The organism is Dechloromonas sp. TW-R-39-2 (assembly GCF_016864195.1).
Taxonomy (GTDB): Bacteria; Pseudomonadota; Gammaproteobacteria; order Burkholderiales; family Rhodocyclaceae; genus Azonexus.
In genome coordinates this window covers 255,256-280,238 of sequence record NZ_CP045202.1, presented here as the reverse complement: position 1 = coordinate 280,238, position 24,983 = coordinate 255,256, and the positions used below count along the sequence as shown (strand labels likewise).

The window sequence follows — 24,983 nt, the reverse complement described above, 5'->3', positions numbered from 1 at the left end:
ATGAAAAACGATACTACCCATTTCGGCTACGAATCCGTTGCCGAGCAGGAAAAGGCCCGCCGCGTCGCAGACGTATTTGATTCTGTAGCCAGTCGCTACGATTTGATGAACGATCTGATGTCAGGCGGCATGCACCGGCTCTGGAAGGCATTCACCATTCAGCGCAGCGGCGTACGCGAAGGTTCGCGCGTACTGGATGTGGCTGGCGGTACCGGTGACCTGTCGCTGGCTTTTGCCAAACGTGTTGGCAAGAGCGGTCAGGTCTGGTTGACGGACATCAACAATGCCATGCTGGCCCGCGGCCGGGATCGTCTGCTCGATAAAGGCTACATGCTCCCGGTTGCCCAGTGCGACGCCGAAAAGCTGCCCTTCCCTGACGACTGGTTTGATTGTGTGACCGTTGCCTTCGGGTTGCGCAACATGACGCACAAGGATGCCGCCCTGGCTGAAATGCGCCGTGTGCTGCGGCCGGGTGGGCGCTTGCTGGTCCTTGAGTTTTCACAGGTCTGGAAGCCCCTGGCGCCGCTGTACGATTTCTATTCCTTCCAGGTGATTCCTCGCGTTGGCAAGCTGGTGACCAACGATTCGGATAGCTACCGCTATCTTTCCGAGTCGATTCGGGTTCATCCGGGCCAGGAAGAACTCAAGTCGATGATGGAAGGTGTCGGTTTCGAAAAGGTTGAGTACTTCAATCTGGCGCTCGGCGTTGTTGCGCTGCATCGCGGGTTCAAATTCTAAAGCCTGGCCCAAGTCAGTCTCATGGCCTCCATTGAATCAATTCTTGTCCCTGCGCTGAATCATCTGCTTGATGGGGAGCCATGGGCTGCAGAGCGTCTGCGCAGCCATTCCGGTGCGCGCCTTCAGATTGAAGCGGGGCCTCTGGTTCTTGCTCTGGTGATTAACGCTCAGGGACAATTCAGTCCTTGTGACACCACTTCCCCTGCCCAGGTCACCATTACCCTGCCCGCGGATTTGCCGGTCAAGTTGATGGTCGACCGCGACAATCTGTTTTCATCGGTCCGGCTGTCAGGTTCAGCCGATCTTGCTGAAACGCTGGCTTTCGTCTTTCGCAATTTGCGCTGGGATGCAGAGGGCGATCTGGCTCGCCTGGTTGGTGACATACCGGCTCGCCGTACCTTGATGACCCTGCGCGATCTTTCTGCGCATTGCCTGGGGAGTGCCCGACGGGTAGTGGACAATGTCAGCGAGTACATCAGGGAAGATTCCGGCCTGCTGGTGAATCAGCTTGAAATCGGCAGTTTTGGCAGCGAAATCAACCGCTTGCGCGATGATCTGGCCCGTCTTGAAAAACGAGTAGCTAGTCTCTGATCTGGGAATTCCGGGTGACCCGTCCTGAAATAGGTTGACACCTATTACGACGAATTGGTCAGCTTAATTGCTGACCTGCAAAGACGCCCGATGGACCTCATCGGGCGTCTTCAATTGTAGCGAGAAATGCGGCCGCTCCTGATTGTAGATAGCGACGGATTGGCTGACCATGCGTCGGGCCTGATGTAGATCATCGGGCTGCTGAAGCAGGAATTCGTGCTTCAGAATGCCATTGACCCGCTCTGCCAAGGCATTCTGATAGCAGTCGTAGCCGTCCGTCATCGAGCAGATCAGTCCGTGTTGCTGATGAATGGCCTGATACTCATTCGAGCAGTATTGAATCCCCCGGTCCGAATGATGGACCAGCTGTCGATTCCCTTGTCGGCTTTTCAGTGCCATCTTCAAAGCCAGACTGACCTCGGCCGTGTGCAGGCTGCCATGGACGTGGTAACCGACGATCTTGCGTGAATAGGCATCGGTCACCAGGCTCAGGTAGGCACACTGCTCGCGGGTGGGCAGGTAGGTGATGTCCGCGACCCAAACCTGCTCACTGGCCTCGGCGTGAATCTGTTCGGGACCGGCTTTCAGCAAGTTGGGATGACGCCGGAAACGGTGCTGGCTGTTGGTCGTCTTGTGATAGGCCCGTTTGGGCTGTACCAACAGGTGTGTGCTGCGCAACAGCGCAAACAAGGCATCCCGACCAATGCTCAGGTCCTGAGTGGCGAGTGCTGGGCTAATCAGGTGGTGCAGTTTGCGCGTGCCCAGCCGTGCTTGATGCAAACGCTTTGTCTTCACCAGTGCCAGAACCCGCTCGCACTTGGCCTCATCGAGCACCCGACGATGTTGCCACTGGTAGTGTGCCTGCCGGCTGATTCCCATGTGACGGCAAGCCCTCGACACGCTCAGCCCTTCAACGGACTTTTGCGCGAGGACTTGCCCACAGGCTTTTTTACAACACGCACGCCATAGTCCTTCTTCAAAACATCGATGACTGCTTCGAAGAATTGGGATTTCTCCCGCGCTTCCTTGAGCTGGACTTCCAGTTCCTTGATCCGTTGTTCCGGCGTCAGGCCTTGGCCGCTCGTTGATGGGTGGGTTGGGTCAGTCATGCGACCGTATGATGCCATCGCCCCCCAGTTCTGGCGACCGTGCTTACGCAACCAGACCAGAACCGTCGATCTTCCCTGGATGCCGTAGCGATCCTGTGCCTGCTTGTAACTCAGCTCGCCTTTTTCTACCTGATCAACCACGGCACGTTTAAAAGCCAGCGTGTAGTCTCGCTGTGTCCTCTTAATCCCTGTGTCCATCTGACTTCCCCTTTCACTCAGGAAAAGGTGTCAACTTCTGGCAGGACGGGTCAGGGCAAATAAAAAGGGCAGCCTTAGCTGCCCTTTTTTTATCCGCTGTTCCGGAATCAGTGCGTATGTTTGCGCAGATGCTGAATCGTCTGAAGCTGTGCAATTGCTTGCGCCAGTTCGGATTCGGCCGCAGCGTAATCCATTTCTGCTTTCCGGTTGGCCAGTGCTTCTTCGGCCCGCTTCTTGGCTTCAAGCGCCTTGGCTTCGTCCAAGTCGTGGGCACGAATGGCGGTGTCAGCCAACACGGTAATCATGTCGGGCTGTACCTCCAGCATGCCGCCAGACACATAAACCAGCTCGAATTCGCTCTGGTCCAGCACCTTCAGACGAATAGTGCCGGGCTTGATGCGAGTGAGCAGCGGGGTGTGGCGCGGCAGAATGCCGAGTTCCCCGGCTTCGCCGGGAAACACCGCAACCTCGACCAGGCCGGAGAAGATGGACTCTTCGGCACTGACGACATCACAATGAACAGTCATAACCATGAATGGCTCCTATCCAGAAACTGCATTACTGCAGTGTCTTGGCCTTTTCGATGACTTCCTCGATACCGCCGACCATGTAGAACGCTTGTTCCGGCAGGTGATCGTATTCACCGGCACAAATGCCCTTGAAGCCCTTGATGGTTTCCTTGAGCGGGACAAACTTGCCCGGGGAACCGGTAAAGACTTCAGCAACGTGGAACGGCTGCGACAGGAAACGCTGAATCTTACGAGCACGGGAAACGGCCAGCTTGTCTTCAGGAGACAGTTCGTCCATACCCAGAATCGCGATGATGTCACGCAGTTCCTTGTAGCGTTGCAGGTTCATCTGCACGGCACGGGCAACAGCGTAGTGCTCTTCGCCAACGACTTGCGGATCGAGCTGACGCGAGGTGGAATCGAGCGGATCGACGGCCGGGTAGATACCCAGGGAGGCGATGTCACGCGACAACACAACGGTGGAGTCCAAGTGCAGGAAGGTGGTAGCCGGGGACGGGTCGGTCAAGTCATCGGCAGGCACGTAAACGGCTTGGATGGAGGTGATCGAGCCAACCTTGGTGGAGGTAATACGCTCTTGCAGACGGCCCATTTCTTCAGCCAGCGTCGGCTGATAGCCCACAGCGGAAGGCATACGGCCGAGCAGTGCGGAAACTTCCGTACCAGCCAGGGTGTAGCGATAGATGTTGTCGACGAAGAAGAGAATGTCGCGGCCATCATCACGGAAACGCTCGGCCATGGTCAGGCCGGTCAGCGCGACGCGCAGACGGTTGCCCGGCGGCTCGTTCATCTGACCGAACACCATCGCGACCTTGTCGAGAACGTTGGAGTCCTTCATTTCGTGATAGAAGTCGTTACCTTCGCGGGTACGCTCACCAACACCGGCAAACACGGACAGACCCGAGTGTTGCTTGGCGATGTTGTTGATCAGCTCCATCATGTTGACGGTCTTGCCGACGCCGGCGCCACCGAACAGACCGACCTTGCCGCCCTTGGCGAACGGGCAGATCAGGTCGATAACCTTGATACCGGTTTCGAGCAGATCGACGGAAGAGGACAGCTCGTCGAACTTCGGCGCAGCAGCGTGAATTTCACGCAGCTCGTTCGAGTCGATCGGGCCGGCTTCGTCGATTGGACGGCCGAGGACGTCCATGATGCGACCTAGCGTACCCATGCCGACCGGCACGGAGATGGCTGCGCCAGTGTTGTTAACTTTCATCCCGCGGCGCAGGCCGTCGGAAGAACCCATAGCGATGGTACGCACCACGCCGTCACCCAGTTGCTGCTGAACCTCGAAGGTCAGGCCTTCTTCGGCCATACCATTGGCTTCAGCGGCATCCAGCTTGAGCGCGTCGTACACCTTCGGCATCGCGTCGCGCGGAAAGTGGATGTCCACAACGGCGCCGATACACTGAACGATGGAACCTTGACTCATATTCAAATCCCCAAAAATTAAAAGCTTCGCGCTTGCGTCAGACGGCGGCTGCACCGCTTACGATTTCCGACAATTCCTTGGTAATCGCGGCCTGACGGGCCTTGTTATAGACCAGCTTCAATTCACCGATAACGTTCTTGGCGTTGTCGGAAGCAGACTTCATGGAAACCATCCGGGCAGATTGCTCGGAAGCCATGTTTTCAGCGACTGCTTGATAAATCAAAGCTTCTACATAACGGATCAGCAGATCGTCGATCACTGCCTTGGCTTCGGGTTCGTACACATAATCCCAGTTCGATTTGCTCGAACCAACGGCATCGCCGCTCAGGGGGAGAAGTTGTTCGAAAACCGGCTCCTGCTTCATCGTATTGATGAAGCGGGTGTAGCCAATATAAAGCGCGTCGATCTCGCCGTTCATGTAGGCGTCGAGTTGAACCTTGACCGGCCCGATCAGCTTTTCCAGATGCGGAGTATCACCGAGACCCGTTACGTGCGAAACGATCTTGGCGCCTGCGCGCTGCATGAAGCCGAAACCCTTGTTACCGATGCAGGTAGCCTGAAGCTTTTTGCCCTCGGCCTCAAAAGCCTTCATCTTGCTGACCACAAGGCGCAAGACGTTGGAATTGAGACCGCCGCACAGGCCCTTGTCCGAGGTGATCAGGATCAGGCCGACATTGGCCTGGTCACGGTTCATCAGGAACGGGTGCTTGTATTCGGTCAGGGCATGAGCCAGATTGCCTGCAACGCGCCGGATTTTCTCGCCATAAGGACGGGCAGCACGCATCCGTTCCTGCGCTTTGCGCATTTTGGATGCGGCCACCATTTCCATGGCCTTGGTGATCTTTCGCGTGTTTTCTACGCTCTTGATCTTGTTGCGAATTTCCTTGCCGCTAGCCATGCAATTCTCCTAGCTGATCAGGCCCAGCTGCCCTTGAAGGCGGTGATGCCGGCGGCGAGAGCCTTTTCGGTATCACCGCTGAGGTCTGCGGACGACTCCATGGTGTTCATGACGTCGGCACAGTTAGCCTTGAGGTAACCGAGCATGGCCTTTTCGCATTCCAGAGCGCGCTTGACTTCGACATCGTCGAAGTAGCCCTTGTCAGCTGCATACAGCGTGACGGCCATTTCGGAGATGCTCATCGGCGAGTACTGGGCTTGCTTCATCAGCTCGGTCACCAGACGGCCACGCTCCAGCTGCTTGCGGGTTGCTTCGTCGAGATCGGAAGCAAACTGGGCAAATGCAGCGAGTTCGCGGTACTGGGCCAGGGCCAGACGGACACCGCCACCGAGCTTCTTGATCAGCTTGGTCTGGGCAGCGCCACCGACGCGGGACACGGAGATACCGGCATTGATAGCAGGACGGATACCAGCGTTGAACAGGTCGGTTTCCAGGAAGATCTGACCGTCGGTGATGGAAATCACGTTGGTCGGAACGAAGGCGGAAACGTCACCAGCTTGGGTTTCAATCACTGGCAGCGCGGTCAACGAACCGGTCTTGCCCTTGATCTCGCCGTTGGTGAACTTTTCGACCCATTCTTCGGAAACGCGAGCTGCGCGCTCGAGCAGGCGTGAGTGGAGATAGAACACGTCACCCGGATAAGCTTCACGGCCTGGTGGGCGGCGCAGCAGCAGGGAAACCTGACGGTAGCCCCAAGCTTGCTTGGTCAGATCGTCATAAATGATCAGTGCGTCTTGACCGCGGTCGCGGAAGTACTCACCCATCGTGCAGCCAGCGTAAGGAGCCAGGTACTGCAGTGCAGCGGATTCAGAAGCGGAGGCAGCAACAACGATGGTGTTGGCCATCGCGCCGTGTTCTTCCAGCTTGCGAACGACGTTGGCGATGGTCGAAGCCTTTTGACCGATAGCGACATAGACGCAGAAAACGCCGGTACCCTTCTGGTTGATGATGGCATCGACAGCAACGGCGGTCTTGCCGGTCTGGCGGTCGCCAATGATCAGCTCGCGCTGGCCACGACCAACCGGAACCATGGAGTCCACGCACTTCAGGCCGGTTTGTACCGGCTGGGAAACGGACTTACGCCAAATAACGCCCGGCGCAACCTTTTCCAGCTTGTCAGTTTCCTTGGCGTTGATCGGACCCTTGCCGTCGATCGGCTGGCCCAGCGTGTTGACCACGCGACCAAGGAGTTCCGGACCAACCGGCACTTCCAGAATGCGGCCCGTTGTCTTGACAACGTCGCCTTCGGAAATGTGCTCGTATTCGCCGAGGATAACAGCGCCGACGGAGTCGCGCTCGAGGTTGAGTGCCATGCCGAAGGTGTTGCCGGGGAATTCCAGCATTTCGCCTTGCATGACGTCTTGCAGACCATGCACGCGGACGATACCGTCAGTGACGGAAACCACGGTGCCCTGCGTGCGCACTTCCGATGCGCCTTGCAGGTTCTGGATCTTGCTCTTGATCAGTTCAGAAATTTCGGAAGGATTCAACTGCATGAAATTCTCCTAGTTGTTCAGCGCCACGGCCATCGAGTCGAGTTTGCCGCGGACTGAAGCATCCAGCACCTGGTCACCCACGGCGACCTTAACCCCACCAATCAGGGACGGATCGATAACGACACGGCCTGTCAGACGGGTACCAAAGCGGGCTTCGAGCTGTTTGAGCAGCGTCGACACCTGGGCGTCGTCAATGGGAAATGCGGAATGCACCACCGCCTCTTTGACCCCTTCTTCCTGGCTCTTGGCCAGGTCGAAAAGCCGGGAAATCTCCGGCAGGAGCGCGAGACGCCGGTTTTCTGCGAGGGTACGAATAAAGCTGCCAAGTGTTGCGTCGCTATCTTCCGACAGCGAAATGAACAGTTCAGCAACCTGCTCGGCGGAGAGCCGGGGATTGCCCATGACCGAAGCCATGTCCCCGTCCTGGGCGATCAGGGACAGACGCGCAAGGCGTGCAGCCCAGATGCCCTGCGCCCCGGTTTCCTGAGCTATCCGGTAGGCAGCTTCAGCATAGGGGCGGGCGATGGTGACAGATTCAGCCATAAGCTTTACAGATCCTGTTTGATCGTGGCCAGAATATCGGCATGAGCCTGGGCATTAATCTCGCGACGCAGAATTTTTTCTGCACCGGAAACAACCAGGGCAGAGACTTGTTCGCGCAATTGTTCCTTGGCGCGGACAGCTTCCTGGTCGATTTCAGCCTTGGCGCCGGCGACGATGCGGTCAGCTTCGGCCTTGGCCGTAACTTTCGCTTCTTCGACTACCTGAGCCGCACGCTTTTCAGCTTGAGCCAGGAGTTCGGCGGCTTTTTCCTTGCCTTCACGGAGTGCTTCCGTGGAGCGCTTGGTGGCCAGTTCGAGATCATGCTTGCCGCGTTCGGCGGCAGCCAGTCCATCCGCGATCTTCTTCGCACGCTCGTCGAGCGCCTTCACAATGGGGGGCCACACGAATTGCATCGTGAACCACGCCAGAATGAAGAACACAACGAGCTGTGCAAACAACGTTGCGTTCAGATTCACGGTTCTAGTCCTCTAAAAGTTGATCGGGTGAGGACCGATTAAACCAGCTTGAACGGGTTGGCGAAGGCGAACATCATGGCGATACCAACGCCAATCAGGAATGCAGCGTCGATCAGACCGGCCAGCAGGAACATCTTGGTTTGCAGAGCATTCATCAGCTCAGGTTGACGTGCAGATGCTTCAATGTACTTGCCGCCCATCAGGCCAATACCGATACAGGCACCGATAGCGCCCAGACCAATGATCAGGCCGGCAGCCAGAGCAACAAAACCGAGAACGTGTTCCATGACAACTCCTTGCTAAGTTAAAAAAGTAAAGACTACAAAGTTACTACAAATCAGTGTGCTTCGTGTGCCTGGCCAACGTAGACCAGTGTCAGCATCATGAAGATGAATGCCTGCAGTGCAACGATCAGGATGTGGAAAATTGCCCAGATCGAGCCGGCAATGACGTGGCCGGCAAAGAGGGAAACTCCGGTTGCGCTGGCAGACCATGCGGCACCCATCAGGGCGATCAGCATGAATACGAGTTCGCCAGCGTACATGTTGCCGAACAGTCGCATGCCGTGGGAAACGGTCTTGGCGAGGAATTCGATCATCTGCATGGCGAAGTTGATTGGGTAAAGCAGCGGGTGGCTACCGAACGGTGCGGTGAAGAGTTCATGCACCCAGCCGCCAATGCCCTTGATCTTGATGTTGTAGTAAACACAGACCAGCAGGACGCCGACGGACATGCCGAGGGTGCCGTTCAGGTCAGCGGATGGGACAACGCGCAGATAGGCGTGATGGTCGCCGGTGATGGTTTGCCAGATGGTCGGCAGAAGATCGAGCGGCAGGAAGTCCATCGAGTTCATCAGGAAAATCCAGATGAAAACGGTCAGCGCGAGAGGGCCGACGAACTTGCGCGATTCGGCGCTATGGACAATGCCCTTGGCCTGGTCGTTCACCATTTCGAGGACGATTTCGACGGCAGCCTGCATGCGGCCGGGTACGCCAGAGGTGACGCTCTTGGCGACGCGCCACATGACGAAAAGACCGATGACGCCCATCAACACCGAGAAAATCATGGTATCGAGGTTGATCACGCTGAAATCAATGACGTCCTTCTGAGCGTGACCGGTGGAGTTCCAGTGCGTCAGGTGGTGGACGATATATTCGCCGGCGGTCGGCGCGTTTGCTGCTGTTTCGTGGCCTGCTGTAGACATAATCAGGATTTCTTCCAAAACGCTATAAAACCTGCATGCAAGACAATCGCAAAGCCGATCAGCAAGCTGGGCCAGTGCATCTCGGGATACCCCTTGACGGCGATTGCCAGTAATCCGATGGTGGCTGCAATCTTGAGGAACTCACCGATGAAGAAGTTCGCTGCGTAAGAGGCGCCAGAGCGATCATTCACCATCGTTAGACGGATGGCGAAGAAAAGGTTGGGAAGTATGCAGGCAACAGCCGCCAATCCCACCGAAACAAGCCCCCGTGTTCCTACTATTGCACCGGCCCCGACTGCTGTTATCAGCGCTGCACCAAATTGGAGGAAAATCGCTCTATACATGGTGTCCTGCAATCGTTGACCGGCTGTGCCACACAGACCTAAATGATACAAGAGTTAAACGCCGTACGTCAATGAAATTACGGGTTTTCCTCAATGTCCGGCTGGCCATTACTGGTTTACCGGAGGCGTCCGAGAATTCCGTCGAGCTGGTCGAGATCGTTGAATTCGATGGTCAATTTACCGGCGCCCTTTTTGTTGCTGCGGATCGCCACGGCTGCACCGATGACATCCGAAAGTTCTTCCTGAAGGCGCAGAATGTCGCGGTCGACAGGCTGGACTGTGGATGGTTTGGGCGGGTTGATGATCTGCTGGACGAGGCGCTCGGTTTCGCGCACAGACAACGATTTGTGGATGATGCGCTGTGCCAGTGCAACCTGCTGTGCGCCAGGGATGGGCAGCAGGGCGCGGGCGTGACCCATGTCGATCTTGCCGGCCATGAGAAGCTCTTGGACTGCTGCGGTCAACTGCAGCAAACGAAGCAAATTGGTTGCTGCCGGACGTGAGCGGCCGACGGCATCGGCTGCCTGCTGGTGGGTCAGGCCGAATTCGTCGATCAGGCGTTGCAGGCCCTGGGCTTCTTCAAGCGGATTGAGATTCTCGCGCTGGATGTTCTCGATCAGCGCCATGGCCAGCGCCTGTTCATCCGGAATGCTGCGAATCAGTACCGGAACTTCACTCAGGCCGGCCAGTTGGGAGGCACGCCAGCGGCGTTCACCGGCGACGATTTCGTAGCGTTCGGCACCCGGCGTCGGGTCGATGGCGCGCACCAGAATCGGTTGCATGACGCCCTGTGCCTTGATTGAGGCGGCCAGTTCGGCCAATGCGGCATCGTCCATGTGTGTGCGCGGCTGGTATTTGCCGGGGCGCAGACGCTCGACCGGCAAATTGCGTTGCTCATCGCCGTGCGGCTTGTCGTTGCCGGAAAGCAGTGCGTCAAGGCCGCGGCCGAGTCCTTTCATCTTGATCATGGGGCGACCCTTTCGAGAATTTCTTTGGCGAGCGCGCTGTAGGCTTGCGCGCCCTTGGAATTTTTGTCAAAAGCGATGACCGGCTTGCCGTAGGACGGGGCTTCGGCGAGTCGGACATTGCGTGGCACGATGGTCTTGTAGACCTTGTTGCCGAAGTGGTTTTCAAGTTCGTTTGAAACCTGTTGCGTCAGCGTGCTTTGGGCGTTGTACATGGTGCGCAGCAGACCTTCGATTTCGAGCCGGGAATTCAAGTGAGCGCGCACCTTGCGCAGTGTTTCGACCAGATCGGACAGGCCTTCTAGCGCGTAATATTCGCATTGCATCGGGATCAGCACGGAATCCGATGCCACTAGGCCGTTGACCGTCAGCATGTTGAGGGCGGGTGGACAGTCGATCAGGATGAAGTCGTAGGTTGCATGACCGGCTTGCAGCGCATTTTTCAAGCGGTATTCGCGCTCGCTGAGTTCGATCAGCTCGACCTCGGCACCGGCCAGTTCGCGGTTGGCCGGGAGAATATCGAAGCCGAATTCGGTGTGGATGCAAACCTCGCTCAGGGTCGCGGCGCCGATCAGTAACTGGTACACCGTCGGCAGTGCTTCCTTCTTGGTGATGCCTGCGCCGGTCGTTGCGTTGCCCTGCGGATCGAGGTCGATCAGCAGGACGCGTTGACCTTCGACACCCAGCGAGGCGGCGAGATTGACGGCTGTCGTGGTCTTGCCGACGCCGCCCTTCTGGTTGGTGATGGCGAGTACTTTCATGACCCGGCTTTCAAAATGATCAAATGTCTTTCGGCATCCAGCCCCGGAACGCGGAGCGGAATGATCGTTTCAACCGTTACATCGGCCGGCAGCGCGGCAATTTCGTCGTCGGGACGGACGCCCTTCATGGCCAGCCAGCGGCCGCCCGGGGCGAGCAAATGGCGGGTCAGGCTGACGAACAGCGCCAGCTCCGAAAAGGCACGCGAGCTGATCTGGGCGTACTGTCCGGTCATTTCCTCGACTCTGGCGTGGTGCACCGCGACATTCTTCAGCCCAAGCTCAATGCTTGCCTGCTGCAGGAAAGTGGCTTTTTTCTGGACGGTGTCGACCATGCTGACCGACAGTTCCGGGCGGGTGATGGCCAGCGGAATGCCGGGCAGCCCACCGCCGCTGCCAACATCGAGCAGCGAGCCTGAACCGATATGCGGCAGGATGGCCAGCGAGTCGAGCAAATGGTGCGAGATGGCCTGGGCTGGATTGCGCAGCGCGGTCAGGTTGTAGGTCCGGTTCCACTTGAGCAGCAGGTCGCGGAAGTCGAGGAGCTTGTCCTGCGTCGCTTCGGTGAGTTCAAGGTGCAATTCGGCGAGGCCGGCGGCCAGTGCTTGACGGCTCATACGGCCACCTGCGAAAGATTGTGGCGCTTGAGATGGATCAGCAGCAGCGAAATGGCGGCCGGGGTGATGCCCTGGATGCGCGAGGCCTGGCCGATCGTTTGCGGCCGATGCTGGGTCAGCTTCTGCTTGACCTCGTTGGATAGCCCGGCGACGGTGCCGTAATCCAGATCGACCGGCAGAATCATGCTCTCGTAGCTGGTCGACCGCGCCACTTCGTCGGCCTGCCGGTCAATGTAGCCCTGATACTTGGCCGAGATTTCCAGTTGCTCGACAACCAGCGGATCGGTCTGTGCCTCGCCGGCACCCGGCAAGGTAAGCAACGATGCGTAGGAGACTTCCGGGCGGCGCAGCAATTCGAACAGGTTGTACTCGTGTTCGATGGCTTTGCCGAGGACACGGATGCAATCTTCGGCCGGCGTGATCTTTGGATTGACCCAGGTCGCCTTCAGACGCTCCTGTTCGGCGGCGACGGCATCGCGCTTGCGGCAGAAGGCGTCCCAGCGATTGTCGTCGACCAGTCCAAGCGCCCTGCCCTGTTCAGTCAGGCGCAGGTCGGCATTGTCTTCGCGCAGGCTGAGGCGGTATTCGGCGCGGCTGGTGAACATCCGGTAGGGGTCGGAAACGCCGCGCGTGATCAGGTCGTCGACCAGTACGCCGAGATAGGCTTCGTTGCGCTTCGGGCACCAGCCGGCTTCGCCACGGACGTAGCGCACGGCATTGACGCCGGCCAGCAGACCCTGTGCGGCGGCTTCCTCGTAGCCGGTCGTGCCGTTGATCTGGCCGGCGAAGAACAGGCCGTTGATGGCCTTGGTTTCCAGCGTGTCCTTGAGGCCGCGCGGGTCGTAGAAGTCGTATTCGATGGCGTAGCCGGGGCGCAGGATGTGCACGTTTTCCATGCCGCGGATCGAGCGCACCAGCGCCAGCTGGATGTCGAAAGGCAGGCTGGTTGACACGCCGTTCGGGTAGATTTCGTGCGTCGTCAGGCCTTCTGGTTCAAGGAAGACGTTGTGCTTGTCCTTGTCGGCGAAGCGGTGAATCTTGTCTTCAATCGACGGGCAATAACGCGGGCCGACGCCTTCGATGACACCGGTGTACATCGGCGAACGGTCCAGGCCGCTGCGGATGATGTCGTGCGTGCGTTCGTTGGTTTCGGTGATCCAGCACGGCAACTGGCGCGGATGCTGGGCCGCGTTGCCGAGGAAGGAGAAGACCGGCATCGGGTTGTCCGAATGCTGTTCTTCCATGACCGAGAAATCGATGGTCTTGCCGTCCAGGCGCGGCGGTGTGCCGGTCTTCAGGCGGCCTTGCGGCAGCTTCAGTTCCTTCAGGCGGCCGGCCAGCGACACCGAGGGTGGATCGCCCATGCGCCCGCCGGTGTAGTTCTCCAGCCCGACGTGGATCTTGCCGTTGAGGAAGGTGCCTGCGGTCAACACCACGGCATCGGCCAAAAAGCGGATGCCGAGCTGGGTAACCGCGCCGCACACCTTGTCGCCTTCGACAATCAGGTCGTCACAGGCTTCGGCGAAGATGGTCAAATTGGGCTGATTTTCGAGTCGACCGCGGATCGCCTGCTTGTACAGCACGCGGTCGGCCTGGGCGCGGGTAGCGCGCACGGCCGGGCCTTTCGAGGCGTTCAGGATGCGGAACTGGATGCCCGATTCGTCGGTCGCGGCAGCCATGGCACCGCCCAAGGCATCAACTTCACGGACCAGGTGGCCCTTGCCGATACCGCCGATCGACGGGTTGCAACTCATCGCTCCCAGCGTATCGAGATTGTGCGTCAGCAACAGCGTGTTCGCGCCCGCTCTTGCCGCAGCCAGCGCAGCTTCGGTGCCGGCATGGCCGCCGCCGACAACGATCACGTCAAAACGGGTGGGATAGAGCATGGTTGGGCAATGTTGCAGCGCAGTATCGGGAGGCGGATTTTACGTCAGGTCGCTGAAAAAACACAGGTTTTTGCCGGCCCCGACGGAGCCTTGGGCGATCCCGGCGATGTAGTGCGAAAGCCTTGCCCTTCTTGCCGTTCGCCCGGAAGTGCAGTACCTTGGCCGGATACGCACACGTTAAGCAAAGCGCATGGCCACCCTTGATAACGACGAGATGCTGCTGGTTTTACAGCAGTCACTGACAAAAAAACGGGTTCTGATCGTTGATCGCCATTCTCCGGCACGCGATTCCATGCGCCTGATGCTTTCGGCGCTGGGCGTGACGGCGGTGCATGGGGCGGGTAATTCGGCCGAGGTGATCCGCCAGGTCAAGGCCAACCGTTTCGATATCATTCTTTCGGATTTCGTCCTCGATGACGGCCGTGACGGCCAGCAACTGCTTGAGGAACTGCGCCACGCGCACCTGATTCCGCTGTCGACGGTTTATCTGATCATCACCAGCGAACGCGGTTACACCAATGTTGTTGCACTGGCTGAGTTGGCGCCGGATGACTATCTGATCAAGCCATTTACCGCCGAGCAGTTACAGGCCCGGCTGGTCAAGGCAATCTACAAAAAACACATCCTGCGCAAGATTTACGAGCAGATCGAACGGGGTGCCTTGCAGGAAGCCATCGCTGCCTGCGACCGCGTCATCCAACAGCAACCTGCCTTCATGTACGACGCCTTGCGTTTCAAGGGTGAGTTGCTGCATTCGCTGGGCAAGACGCGTGAAGCCGAGGAAGTTTTTCGTCATGTGCTCGAAGGGCGGGTGGTGCCGTGGGCCAAGATGGGACTGGCGACTGCCCTGCGTGATCGTGGTGCACTCGATGAAGCTGAGCAACTGGCCGAGCAGGTGACTCAGGAAACACCGGAATATCTTTCAGCCTATGATTTCCTGGCCTCGGTGCACGAGGCCCAAGGGCGTCTGGATTCGGCGCAGCAAGCCTTGCAGCGGGCGGCCGATGCCTCACCGCACAACACCGTGCGTCAGCGTCTGGTTGGTGATGTAGCGGTGCGCAACAAGGATTTTCTCTCGGCTGAAAAGGCGTATGGCAAGGTGATTCAGCGCAGCAAGGGATCGACGCTGCGCACTGTCGATGATTTCGCCAACCTGTCGCGCGTGCTGGTCGAGCGCGGCGAAATCGATGGCTCGCGCAAGCTGGCGGCCGAGATGAAGCGTGAGTGGCGGGGCGACAAGCAGGGCGAGTTGGCGGTGCTGGTGACCGAAAGCCTTTGTCTTGAAGCCGAAGGGTCAGCTGAAAAAGCCAAGGAACTGGTCGACAAGGCGCTGGCGCTGCAACAGCAGGTCAGCGCCGAGGCTGCAGAAAAGGGCCGGCATGTTTCCCAGCGGCTGGCGGTCGACCTGGCGCATGCCTGTTTTGCCACGGGAAAGCAGGAGGCGGCCCAGAAATTGATGCGTCAGGTCGCGGCGGAGAATCACGAAGATCCGCATCTGACCGAACAAATCACCAGCGTTTTCGAAAAAACCGGTCAACCGGATGCCGGCAAGGCCTTGCTCGATCAGGTTGGCAAGGAAATCATCGAGCTCAACAACAAGGGTGTGTTGGCGGCGCGTAGCGGCGATCTGGATGGCGCTGTGCAGTTGCTGATTCAGGCTGCCGAGCAGGTTCCCAACCTGCAATTCCTGGTCAATGCCGCCAAGGCCATTTTTACGCTGCTTGACCAGAAAGGCTGGGATACCGATCTGGCCGCCAAGGGCGTCGTCTATTTGCAACGCGCCCAGCGCAAGGACCGCAAGAGCCAGAAAGTGGCTTCAGCCCGCGAACTCTACGTTTCTGTCGCGCGCAAGAACGGGGTCGTGCCGGAAGCCTAGCTTGTCGCGGTCGACTCGGGTTCAGTGCTGTTTTTGCCCGAGTCCGAGGTAGGCTTCGATCACCCGTGGATCGGCGGCCAGCTCTTTGCTCGGGCCGGCCAGCGAGACTTCGCCGGTTTCCAGCACATAGCCGTAATCGGCGATCTGCAGTGCAGCACGGGCATTTTGCTCGACCAGCAGGATGGCGACACCGGTTTTTTTCAGCTCGGCGATGATCCGGAAAATTTCCTTGATGATCAGCGGTGCCAGGCCGAGGCTGGGTTCATCGAGCATCAGCAGTTTCGGCTTGGCCATCAACGCACGGCCCATCGCCAGCATCTGGCGTTCGCCGCCGGATAAAGTGCCGGCCAGCTGGTTGCGGCGCTCTTCCAGGCGCGGGAAAAGTTCGAAAACCTCGTCCATCGTTTCCATGTGGTCGCGGTGGCCGGTGCGGTAGCGGTCGAAGGCGCCGAGTACCAGGTTGTCCTCGACACTCATTTCGGAGAACAGCTCGCGTTTTTCCGGGACCAGCGTCATGCCCTGGCGAACCAGGGTTTCGACCTGGCGCTCGCGGCCCTGGGCGTGGCCCATGTAGACGATCTCGCCATCGGCCGGCAGCAAGCCCATCAGCGCTGAAAGCAAGGTCGTCTTGCCGGCGCCGTTCGGGCCGATGACGGTGACGATTTCGCCGCGCCGGATGGTCAGGCTAACCTGGTGCAAGGCTTCGACCTTGCCGTAGGCGACGCGCAAATCCTTCACTTCGAGGATGATTTCGTGGTCGTGCAAATGCGGGTGCTTGGTCATGATTTACTCCACGCCGCCGAGGTAGGCTTCGAGCACCTTCGGGTTGCGCTGAATTTCTTCCGGCAGGCCCTCGGCGATTTTTTCGCCGAACTCCATGACGACGATGCGATCGGCCAAGCCCATGACGAAATCCATGTCGTGTTCGACCAGCAAGATGCCCATGCCTTCGCTGCGCAGTTTGCCGAGCAGTTCGGCCAATGCCTGTTTTTCACGATAGCGCAGGCCGGCCGCCGGCTCGTCGAGTAGCAGCAGGCAGGGGTCGGAACACAGCGCGCGGGCAATTTCGACGATGCGCTGCTGGCCAAGGGCGAGACTGCCGGCCGGTTCGAACATGTGCTCGGCCAGGCCGACGCGTTCGATCTGGCGGGCGGCTTCGGCCAGCAGGCGGTTTTCTTCGGCACGATCGAGGCGCAAGGCGGCGGCCAGAACCCCCTTGCTGCCACGCAGATGGGCGCCGATGGCAACATTTTCGAGCACTGTCATCTGGCCGAGCAGGCGGACATGCTGGAAAGTCCGGCTCATGCCGCGTCGGGCAATGTCGCGCGACAGCATGCTTGCGGTCGACTCGCCAAGGAACTCGATTTTGCCTTCGCTGGCCGGGTTGACCGCGGAAATGCAGTTGAACATTGTGCTCTTGCCGGCGCCGTTCGGGCCGATCAGTGCCATGACTTCACCGGCCTTGACGGTCAGCGACAACTGGTTGTTGGCGACCAGTCCGCCGAAGCGCTTGGTCACCTCGGTGGCTTCGAGCAGCAGCGTGCCGCCCTCGGCCAATTGGCGCCGTGGCATGGCTTCGGCTTGTGGTACGGCATGCTTGATGCGGCGTTCCGGTACCAGCTTGAGAATCAGCGGCCAGATGCCATCGCGCGCCCGCTGCAAAATGAGCACCATGGCGATGCCGAAGACGATGATCTCGAAATTGCCGCTTTGGCCGAGCAGTTGCGGCAGCAGATCCTGCAGCCACTGTTTGAGGATGGTGATCAGGCCGGCGCCGAGTACGGCACCCCAGACATGGCCGATGCCGCCGACCACCGCCATGAACAGGTATTCGATGCCCTGGGTCAGCGAAAATGGTGTCGGATTGACGAAGCGTTGCAGGTGGGCGTAGAGCCAGCCGGAAATACTGGCCAGCAAAGCGGCGATCAGGAAAATCACGATCTTGGCTTGCGGCGTGTTGACGCCCATCGCCTCGGCCATCACCGTGCCGCCCTTGAGTGCGCGGATGGCGCGGCCCTGACGCGAGTCGAGCAGATTGCGGATGGTCAGGATGGCGAGCAGTACGACCAGCCAGATCAGGTAGAAAAATTCACGGCCCGATTTCAGCTCCCAGCCGAACAGCTGGATGGTCGGAATGCCGGTGATGCCGGTATGGCCACCGAGGAATTCGACATTGCCGAACAGGAAATACAGGCTCATGCCCCAGGCGATGGTGCCGAGCGGCAGATAGTGGCCGCCCATGCGCAAGGTGATGAAGCCGAGGAAAAGTGCCACCGATGCGGTGATGGCTAGACCGATCAGCAGGGTCAACCAGGGCGACAGGCCGTAGACCGTGGTCAACCAGGCGGTTGTGTAGGCACCGAGGCCGACAAAGGCCGCCTGGCCGAACGAAGTCAGTCCGCCGACGCCGGTCAGCAGCACCAGACCGACGGCAACGATGGCGTAAAGCCCGATGTAATTGAGCAGCGTGACGTGAAACTCGGGCAGCAGCAGCGGACTGATGCCGAGCAGAGCGACGAAGAGGGCGATCGGCAGATGGCGCATCATTCTTCCTCCTCCTCGACGTGGGTTGAGGTCAGCGAGCGCCAGAGCAGCACCGGGATGATCAGCGTAAACACGATGACTTCCTTGAAGGCGCTGGCGTAAAACGAGGAATACGATTCAAGCAGGCCGACCAGAATGGCGCCGAGCGCGGCAATCGGGTACGAGGCCAGGCCACCGATGATTGCCCCGACAAAGCCTTTTAGGCCGATCAGGAAGCCGGAGTCGTAGTAAATGGTCGTGATCGGCGCGATCAGGATGCCGGAGAAGACACCGATCGCAGCCGCCAGCGTGAAACACAGTTTGCCGGCGAGGATGGGCGGAATGCCCATCAGGCGGGCGCCGGTCCGGTTCATCGCCGTGGCGCGCAGCGCCTTGCCGTAAATCGTCCGTTCGAAGAAGAAATAGAGGCCGATGATCAATACGGCGGAGGCGACGACAACGAGGATGGTCTGGCCTTGCAGCGGTGCGCCAGCCAGCTCGAAGCTGAGGTCGGTGAAGGCCGGCGTGCGCGAACCTTCCGCGCCGAAGAAAAGCAGGCCCAGGCCGATCATGGCAACGTGGACTGCAACCGACACAATCAGCAGCACCAGCACCGAGGCGCCGGCTAGCGGCTGATAGGCGACGCGGTAGATCATCGGGCCGAGCGGCACGACCAGCAGCATCGAAACGACTACCTGAATCCAGAGCGGCAGTTCGGTCGGCGGTATGGCGAACAATCCCGCCGCACACAACAAGGGCACACCGATGTTGGCAATCAGCAGCGGTGGCAGTTTGCGGTAGCGGCCTTCACGAACCAGTGCGATGCCATCCAGCAAGGCGACAAGGCAGCCGAGAACGAGCAGCAGCCAGACGGTGCCCGGCACCTTGCCGGCCTGCAGGCTGGCCAGAGTCAGTGCACCGTAGGCAACAAATTCGCCCTGTGGAATAAAGATGATGCGGGTGACCGTGAAGACCAGCACCAGGGCCAGAGCCAGCAGCGCATAGATGGCACCATTGGTGATGCCATCCTGGCCGAGAAGAAGGAGGATTTGAAGGTCCATGCTACCGGAGAGTGTGAGACCGCAGCGCCGACCAGTGGCTCGTACCCGGCTGGCGGGTGAGCCCTGGTGGCGGCAGATTGTTACTTACTTGATGAGTTTCCAGGCGTTGTTTTCAATCGTGACCATGACGCGGGCGCGCTGGTCAAAACCCTGGTGATCGTTTGCGGACGTGTTGAAGATGCCGTGGGCGCCGGCCAGGTTCTTGCTGTTTTCCAGTGCATCGCGCAGTGCCTTGCGGAATTCCTTGGTGCCCGGCTGGGCTTTCTTCAATGCAACCGGAATGGCGCTTTGCAGCAGTACGCCGGCATCCCAGGCGTGGCCGCCGAAGGAGCTGACGCTGCCCTTGCCATGCACGGTTTCGTACTTGGCAACGTATTCCATGGCCGATTTCTTGACCGGATTGTCATTCGGCAACTGGCCGGCAACAACCATCGGGCCGACCGGCAGGAAGGCGCCTTCGACATCCTTGCCACCGACGCGCAGGAAGTCGTTGTTGGCGACGCCGTGGGTCTGGTAGATCAGGCCCTTGTAGCCTTTTTCCTTGAGCGCCTTCTGGGGCAGCGCAGCCGGCGTGCCGGCACCGCCGACCAGTACGGCATCCGGCTTGGCGGCCATGATCTTGAGAATCTGGCCGGTCACCGAGGTGTCGTTGCGCTGGAAGCGCTCGCTGGCGACGACCTTGAGCTTGCGAGCTTCGGCAATCTTGGCGAACTCCTTGAACCAGCCTTCGCCGTAGGCATCGGCAAAACCGATGAAAGCGACGGTCTGGACATTCTTGTCGGTCATGTGCTGAACCAGCGCGGTCGCCATGTGGGCGTCGTTCTGGGCGGTCTTGAACACCCACTGGCGCTTGGCATCCATCGGTTCGACGACGATGGCCGAGCCAGCCATCGAAATCAGCGGTGTTTCGTTGTCGACCGCGACATCCATCATGGCCAGCGAATTTGGCGTGGTGGTCGAGCCGATCACGACATCGACCTTGTTCTCGCCGATCAGTTTCTTGATGTTCTTGGTCGCGGCGGTCGGGTCGGTGGCATCGTCGAGCACGATGTAATTGACCTTCTGGCCACCGATTGTCGTCGGCAGCAGCGCAATGGTGTTCTTTTCCGGAATGCCGAGTGAGGCGGCCGGGCCTGTCGCCGAGAGTGAAACACCGACATTGATGTCGGCCAGAGCCATGGTGGACAGTGCGGTCAGAACAGCCAGCGTCAGTTTCTTGTACATCTATGTCTCCCGGAAAAAAGGCGGAAAGAACGGAGTCTACCATGCACAGCCGGCCCTGAGCGTGCGGTGGAAAGTGGGATGAAATGGGGGTTTCTATCCCTTGTCGCATCAATCCGGCATGATAAAGTCAGCGTTTTGAGCAAAAACGGGTTCTGCCAATGTTTTCTGGAATCATCGCGGCGGTTGGCCGCATTACTTCCCTGACGCCGCGTGAAGCGGGTTTCCGCCTGCACATCGACGCTGGCAGTCTGGGGCTGGATGACGTCGCGCTGGGCGATTCGATTGCCTGCAACGGCGTTTGCCTGACCGTGGTTGCCAACGAGGGCAATACTTTCGCGGTCGACGTCTCGCCGGAGACCTTTTCCTGTACGGTCGGTCTTGATGCACCGGGCGAAATCAATATGGAGAAGGCGCTGCGCCTGGCTGACCGTCTGGGCGGCCATCTGGTTTCAGGTCACGTCGATGGTGTTGGTGAAGTGCTGCGCTTCGATCCGGTCGGCGACAATCGCCTGCTTGAAATTCGTGCGCCGCATGAACTGGCAAAATATATTGCACGCAAAGGATCGATCACGATCAACGGGACCAGCCTGACGACCAATGAAGTAGAGGGTGACGTTTTCACCATCAACCTGATCCCCCACACGCTGGAAAGCACGACACTGAAGCATCTGGTGCCGGGCAGCCGGGTCAATCTGGAAATCGATCTGATCGCCCGCTACGTCGAGCGCATGCTGAGCGGCGCCGCTTAAAAGAATTCGACGCGATTTCGTCCGGCCTGCTTGGCGCGATACATCGCCTGGTCGGCCAGGCGGATCAGTTGATCGGCATCCGCCGCGTCTGGCGGGTAAAGAGCGACACCGATACTGCCGGACACGGTGACTTGGACATCATCCGCCAGTTGGCAGGGCATGCCGATGCTGTCCAGTGTCCGAGCCAGGATTTCACGGGCCATGGTGCAGGTGTGGACCTCCGCCAGCAAAATGACGAACTCGTCGCCACCCAGTCGGCAAACCGTGTCGACATCGCGCAGCGTGGCCTTGATGCGTTGCGCAATCTCAATCAGGACGGCATCGCCAGCCTTGTGGCCGTAGGTGTCGTTGACCGGTTTGAAGTCGTCAAGATCAAGGTAGCAAACGGCGAGCAACTGGTTGCGTCGGCGTGCTTGCGCTAGCGCCAGGGTCAGGCGGTCGGTCAGCAAGGTCCGGTTGGGTAGCGCGGTCAGCGGGTCGTAATAGGCCAATTCCTCAAGTTGGCGCTGGTTTTCGCGCAGGCTGGTGATGTCTCGCAAGGATGTGACGGCGGCCGTGATCTGGCCGTTGTCGGCATCGACGATGGCGGATGCATTGATCGTCAGCCACTGAATGCTGTCGCGGCCATGGGGCTGCAGGCCGACGATCTGGTCGTGTTGCGATTCACCGCTTTGCAGGGCGCGCATGACCGGGAAATTGTCCGGCGGCATCAGCGTGCCGTCGGAGTGGAGAACATTGCCCCCGGCCCAGGGATGAATCAGGTTGCCGACAAGATGCTCCTTGCTGGCGCCGAAGATGGTTTGCGCGGCCTGGTTGCAACTGATGATCCGGTAGTCCAGCCCGACCACAAGAACGCCCTCGGCCAATACCGAGACGACCGAGCGATTGAATTCGTGGGCTTGACGCAAAGCCTGCTCGGCATACCAGCGCTCGGTTTGCTCGCGGAAAGTCCAGACCCGGCCGATCGGTCGCCCATCAAGAATCTGCGGATTTGAACTGCGTTCGATGACCCGGCCATCCTTGAGGTGAACGACCGTGTGGGAGAAGGCCATCGGTTCTCCGGCCAGGCGCGTTACCTCCAGCCCGAAATCGGCCGGTGCTGTTGTTTGCTCGCCGATGAAGGCAAAAAGCGTCGCACTCTGTTTCTCATTGATCAACTCGAAGGGCATGCGCCAGAGATCGACCAATCGGCGGTTGGTGCTGGTGATGCGGCCATTCAGGTCGGCCACCAGAATACCGTCGGCCGATCCCTCCATGGTTGCCTCGAAGCGGGAGAGCGATTCCTGCTGGTTGCGCAGCGCTTGCTGACGTTCCGTGACATCGGTGATCAGGAAAAGGATTTCATCGCCCATCCTGGTCGCCAGGACATCAAGCGTCAAAGTACGGCCATCCCGGCGTCGAATGCAAAACTCGGATGGTCCCAGTGGCTCTGTCTGCTCGGTGGGCATGTCGATCAGGGCCAGCCAGAGTGCTTGTGCGCGCTGGCGCTGAAACTGGTCCGGTAAAACTACGGCCCACCAATCGTTGATTTGTCGGGTGTCGCTATCGAGCAAACCAAACATCGCAATCGCGCTGCGATTGATGAACCGGTTCTGGCCGTCTACGCCGAACAGCATGATCCCGCCGGGCTGGTATTTAAGTACTTTGATCCAGTGGGCTTCGCGCTGGCGCAAATTCTCCTGCGCCTGAAGACTTGGCTTGAGCAGCGCTTTTTGTAGAGGAGTGCGGAGTGCGGCGCCAAGCAGCCCGCCGAGCAGCAGGCTGGATAAGATTCGGAATATGAATGCGCTTTCCGGTTCGGGTCCTTGAGGAGAAAACCATGGGTAGCTGGCCAATCCGCAAGTCAGTGCCGGCAACAAGGCAATCGCCAGCGCCAGCGCATTACTCAGGCGACCGATCTGGCGTACGAGTTGCGTGTCTTGGTTGGGATTCAATGGACAGGGACCTGGCGGGGATGGTTCGAAGCGATGAGCGTCGGAGCCGACGGCGGAGAAAAAGTTTCTGGAGATCGCTGCTCAGTAGCCGAATTTATGATTTTAGTGCGTCTTTGGGTGTGTGAGGTGAGTTGAAAAGGCGTTGATACCAAAAGAAAAGGGCCCGGATAACCGGGCCCTGGAATTTGGTGGAGGCGGGGGGGATCGAACCCCCGTCCGCAAGTCCTACACAGGCAGATCTACATACTTATTCCGGTCAATTGGTTTTAACCCTGGTGCGCCGGCCGAACAGGCTCACTTCAGGCGATCCACTTGATTTTCGAGGATGGCTACGCGGCATCGCCAACCCTTATCCGATGTAAGTGACACTGCGTCCAGTTGCCTGGTCCGGCCCATCGGAGAGCCGGTGCAGCGCCAGCCGCGTTAAGCGGCCAGTGCGAATTGTTCGTCGTTGGCGTTTGTAAAGTTTCCAGATGGATTTACGAGGTGACTGGCCCTCGGTATGCACTGTTCTGATTCGCAACCCACGTCGAAGCCAGGTCGCCCCCATTTTTTACGGCAACCATGAGACACGGCTGCCGCTCAACAAGTTCCGGATTTTACGCTATCGCGCCGGTTCCGTCACGAAGGCTATTTTGACGATGCCGGCTTTCTGCGCTTCGGCCAGGACTTCGGTCACTTTGTCATAACGTGTTGTACGGTCGGCGCGCAAGTGCAATTCGGGTTGCTGGTTTTGTGTCGTTAGCTGCGAGAAATGGGCTGACATGCCGGCTTTGTCCATCAGGCTGCCATCCAGATAAACCTTGCCGCTACCATCAATCGCAACCGAGATAACCCGTGGTTTGTCATCGAGTTTGCTGGCATTGACTTGCGGCAGGTCAATCGGAACGGCTTGATGGAAAAGCGGTGCAGTAATGATGAAAATAACCAGCAGTACGAGCATCACATCAACCAGTGGTGTCGTATTGATCTCGGCCATTGGCTGGGTATTGCTGCCGTTTTCGAAAGAGCCAAAAGACATGATTTTCTCAGGCGTTACGGTTGGCGCGCACGGCGTCGAGGTCGATCAGCTTGTCGCCTGGCTGGCCGCGCAGGCCGGTCGTCAGGTAGGCATGCAGGTCATGGGCGAAGCCGTCGAGACGGGCCATGGCCAAGCGGTTGCCACGCGTAAAAGCGTTATAGGCGAGGACGGCCGGGATGGCGACAAAAAGGCCGGCGGCAGTCATGATCAGCGCTTCGCCAACCGGACCGGCTACCTTGTCGAGAACAACCTGGGTTGCCCCGGATAATCCGACCAAGGCGTGATAAATCCCCCAGACCGTACCGAATAGACCGATGAATGGCGCGGTCGACCCGACCGAAGCGAGAAAAGTCAGGCCGGATTCGATTTTGGCCTGTGCTTCGACGATCTGGCTGCGGATGGAGCGGGTGACGAATTCGCTGGCGCTGACGCCGGCTCCGATGCCGCGATCAGCATGCCGCCTGTGTAATTCAGCAGCATTGGCTCCGGCAATGGCCAAACTGGCCAGAATGCCTGTCTTGTCTTCCGTGTTGATTGCTTCAATGGCACTTGGGAGCGTTGGTGCGCCCCAGAATGCAGCCAGGGCACGTCCGTGACAACGACGTGAAAGCCACATTCCGTAAGCCTTGCCGGCCATGACATACCAACTGGCAACGGAGAGCAGCAGTAACAGGATTGCGACCGAGTGTGTGATCAGGTCACCTTGCGCCCAAAAATGCGCCAGTCCCATGTCTCTTTGCATTGTTTTTC

General features: G+C 58.9%; 25 protein-coding genes and 1 other RNA gene. 4 read left to right on the top strand and 22 right to left on the bottom strand.

Annotated features, from left to right (window positions below):
- Both ubiE and GBK02_RS01395 read left to right on the top strand, forming a co-directional pair.
- Positions 1–738 (top strand): bifunctional demethylmenaquinone methyltransferase/2-methoxy-6-polyprenyl-1,4-benzoquinol methylase UbiE, encoded by a 738-nt coding sequence (gene ubiE, locus GBK02_RS01400; protein ID WP_203468000.1) that lies wholly within the window; start codon positions 1–3, stop codon positions 736–738.
- Positions 739–759: 21 nt separating this feature from the next.
- A complete protein-coding gene (locus tag GBK02_RS01395) occupies positions 760–1,329 on the top strand; it encodes an SCP2 domain-containing protein (RefSeq protein WP_203467999.1) in 570 nt (189 codons plus the stop codon).
- Positions 1,330–1,392: 63 nt separating this feature from the next.
- On the opposite strand, the gene GBK02_RS01390 is transcribed toward GBK02_RS01395, so the two are convergent.
- The 14 genes from GBK02_RS01390 to mnmG form a co-directional block, all read right to left on the bottom strand.
- A protein-coding gene (locus GBK02_RS01390) for an IS3 family transposase (protein ID WP_203467998.1) occupies positions 1,393–2,636 on the bottom strand; the annotation gives its coding sequence in 2 pieces (ribosomal slippage) (positions 1,393–2,280 and positions 2,283–2,636; 1,242 coding nt in all).
- A 107-nt stretch (positions 2,637–2,743) separates the two neighbouring features.
- A complete protein-coding gene (locus GBK02_RS01385; protein ID WP_203467997.1) occupies positions 2,744–3,169 on the bottom strand; it encodes a F0F1 ATP synthase subunit epsilon in 426 nt (141 codons plus the stop codon).
- 25 nt (positions 3,170–3,194) lie between these two features.
- Entirely contained in the window at positions 3,195–4,598 is a 1,404-nt protein-coding gene (gene atpD, locus GBK02_RS01380) for a F0F1 ATP synthase subunit beta (protein WP_203467996.1), read from the bottom strand.
- Positions 4,599–4,635: 37 nt separating this feature from the next.
- Entirely contained in the window at positions 4,636–5,496 is an 861-nt protein-coding gene (gene atpG, locus GBK02_RS01375) for a F0F1 ATP synthase subunit gamma (protein ID WP_203467995.1), read from the bottom strand.
- 17 nt (positions 5,497–5,513) lie between these two features.
- Positions 5,514–7,052 (bottom strand): F0F1 ATP synthase subunit alpha, encoded by a 1,539-nt coding sequence (gene atpA, locus GBK02_RS01370; protein WP_203467994.1) that lies wholly within the window; start codon positions 7,050–7,052, stop codon positions 5,514–5,516.
- A 9-nt stretch (positions 7,053–7,061) separates the two neighbouring features.
- Positions 7,062–7,595 (bottom strand): F0F1 ATP synthase subunit delta, encoded by a 534-nt coding sequence (locus GBK02_RS01365; protein WP_203467993.1) that lies wholly within the window; start codon positions 7,593–7,595, stop codon positions 7,062–7,064.
- 5 nt (positions 7,596–7,600) lie between these two features.
- Positions 7,601–8,071: a F0F1 ATP synthase subunit B gene (locus GBK02_RS01360; protein WP_203467992.1), complete on the bottom strand. Its 471-nt coding sequence runs from the start codon at positions 8,069–8,071 to the stop codon at positions 7,601–7,603.
- A 38-nt stretch (positions 8,072–8,109) separates the two neighbouring features.
- A complete protein-coding gene (gene atpE / locus GBK02_RS01355) occupies positions 8,110–8,358 on the bottom strand; it encodes a F0F1 ATP synthase subunit C (protein ID WP_027457100.1) in 249 nt (82 codons plus the stop codon).
- A gap of 50 nt (positions 8,359–8,408) precedes the next feature.
- Positions 8,409–9,275, bottom strand: a complete 867-nt coding sequence (gene atpB / locus GBK02_RS01350; protein ID WP_203467991.1) for a F0F1 ATP synthase subunit A — start codon at positions 9,273–9,275, stop codon at positions 8,409–8,411.
- Positions 9,276–9,277: 2 nt separating this feature from the next.
- Positions 9,278–9,619 carry an ATP synthase subunit I gene (locus GBK02_RS01345; protein WP_203467990.1) on the bottom strand — a complete coding sequence of 114 codons (342 nt, stop codon included), beginning with the start codon at positions 9,617–9,619 and terminating at the stop codon, positions 9,278–9,280.
- A gap of 116 nt (positions 9,620–9,735) precedes the next feature.
- Entirely contained in the window at positions 9,736–10,587 is an 852-nt protein-coding gene (locus GBK02_RS01340; protein WP_203467989.1) for a ParB/RepB/Spo0J family partition protein, read from the bottom strand.
- Complete coding sequence (locus GBK02_RS01335; RefSeq protein ID WP_203467988.1) at positions 10,584–11,345, bottom strand: ParA family protein; 762 nt, start codon at positions 11,343–11,345, stop codon at positions 10,584–10,586. Before GBK02_RS01335 ends, GBK02_RS01340 begins: the two co-directional genes overlap by 4 nt.
- The gene (gene rsmG / locus GBK02_RS01330; protein WP_203467987.1) at positions 11,342–11,959 is read right to left on the bottom strand and encodes a 16S rRNA (guanine(527)-N(7))-methyltransferase RsmG; all 618 of its coding nucleotides are present in this window, start codon (positions 11,957–11,959) and stop codon (positions 11,342–11,344) included. The genes GBK02_RS01335 and rsmG overlap by 4 nt, the downstream gene beginning before the upstream one ends.
- Complete coding sequence (mnmG, locus tag GBK02_RS01325; protein WP_203467986.1) at positions 11,956–13,845, bottom strand: tRNA uridine-5-carboxymethylaminomethyl(34) synthesis enzyme MnmG; 1,890 nt, start codon at positions 13,843–13,845, stop codon at positions 11,956–11,958. Before mnmG ends, rsmG begins: the two co-directional genes overlap by 4 nt.
- Positions 13,846–14,035: 190 nt before the next feature.
- Between mnmG and GBK02_RS01320 the strand changes: the two genes are divergently transcribed.
- Complete coding sequence (locus GBK02_RS01320; RefSeq protein WP_203467985.1) at positions 14,036–15,721, top strand: tetratricopeptide repeat protein; 1,686 nt, start codon at positions 14,036–14,038, stop codon at positions 15,719–15,721.
- Between the two features lie 21 nt (positions 15,722–15,742).
- On the opposite strand, the gene GBK02_RS01315 is transcribed toward GBK02_RS01320, so the two are convergent.
- The 4 genes from GBK02_RS01315 to GBK02_RS01300 form a co-directional block, all read right to left on the bottom strand.
- Positions 15,743–16,504 carry an ABC transporter ATP-binding protein gene (locus GBK02_RS01315; RefSeq protein WP_203467984.1) on the bottom strand — a complete coding sequence of 254 codons (762 nt, stop codon included), beginning with the start codon at positions 16,502–16,504 and terminating at the stop codon, positions 15,743–15,745.
- A gap of 3 nt (positions 16,505–16,507) precedes the next feature.
- Complete coding sequence (locus tag GBK02_RS01310) at positions 16,508–18,268, bottom strand: ATP-binding cassette domain-containing protein (RefSeq protein ID WP_203467983.1); 1,761 nt, start codon at positions 18,266–18,268, stop codon at positions 16,508–16,510.
- Positions 18,265–19,305, bottom strand: coding sequence for a branched-chain amino acid ABC transporter permease (locus GBK02_RS01305; protein WP_203467982.1), 1,041 nt, complete (start codon positions 19,303–19,305; stop codon positions 18,265–18,267). The genes GBK02_RS01310 and GBK02_RS01305 overlap by 4 nt, the downstream gene beginning before the upstream one ends.
- 84 nt (positions 19,306–19,389) lie before the next feature.
- Positions 19,390–20,529: an ABC transporter substrate-binding protein gene (locus tag GBK02_RS01300; protein ID WP_203467981.1), complete on the bottom strand. Its 1,140-nt coding sequence runs from the start codon at positions 20,527–20,529 to the stop codon at positions 19,390–19,392.
- 158 nt (positions 20,530–20,687) lie between these two features.
- On the opposite strand from GBK02_RS01300, the gene GBK02_RS01295 reads away from it, so the two are divergent.
- Complete coding sequence (locus tag GBK02_RS01295; RefSeq protein ID WP_203467980.1) at positions 20,688–21,278, top strand: riboflavin synthase; 591 nt, start codon at positions 20,688–20,690, stop codon at positions 21,276–21,278.
- On the opposite strand, the gene GBK02_RS01290 is transcribed toward GBK02_RS01295, so the two are convergent.
- The 4 genes from GBK02_RS01290 to GBK02_RS01275 form a co-directional block, all read right to left on the bottom strand.
- Positions 21,275–23,212: a bifunctional diguanylate cyclase/phosphodiesterase gene (locus GBK02_RS01290; protein ID WP_203467979.1), complete on the bottom strand. Its 1,938-nt coding sequence runs from the start codon at positions 23,210–23,212 to the stop codon at positions 21,275–21,277. The two genes, GBK02_RS01295 and GBK02_RS01290, sit on opposite strands and share 4 nt — an antisense overlap.
- Positions 23,213–23,398: 186 nt before the next feature.
- Positions 23,399–23,760, bottom strand: a transfer-messenger RNA (tmRNA) gene (ssrA, locus tag GBK02_RS01285).
- 56 nt (positions 23,761–23,816) lie between these two features.
- Positions 23,817–24,233: a biopolymer transporter ExbD gene (locus tag GBK02_RS01280; protein ID WP_203467978.1), complete on the bottom strand. Its 417-nt coding sequence runs from the start codon at positions 24,231–24,233 to the stop codon at positions 23,817–23,819.
- A gap of 7 nt (positions 24,234–24,240) precedes the next feature.
- Positions 24,241–24,975 carry a MotA/TolQ/ExbB proton channel family protein gene (locus tag GBK02_RS01275; protein ID WP_203467977.1) on the bottom strand — a complete coding sequence of 245 codons (735 nt, stop codon included), beginning with the start codon at positions 24,973–24,975 and terminating at the stop codon, positions 24,241–24,243.
- Between the last annotated feature and the right edge of the window lie 8 nt (positions 24,976–24,983).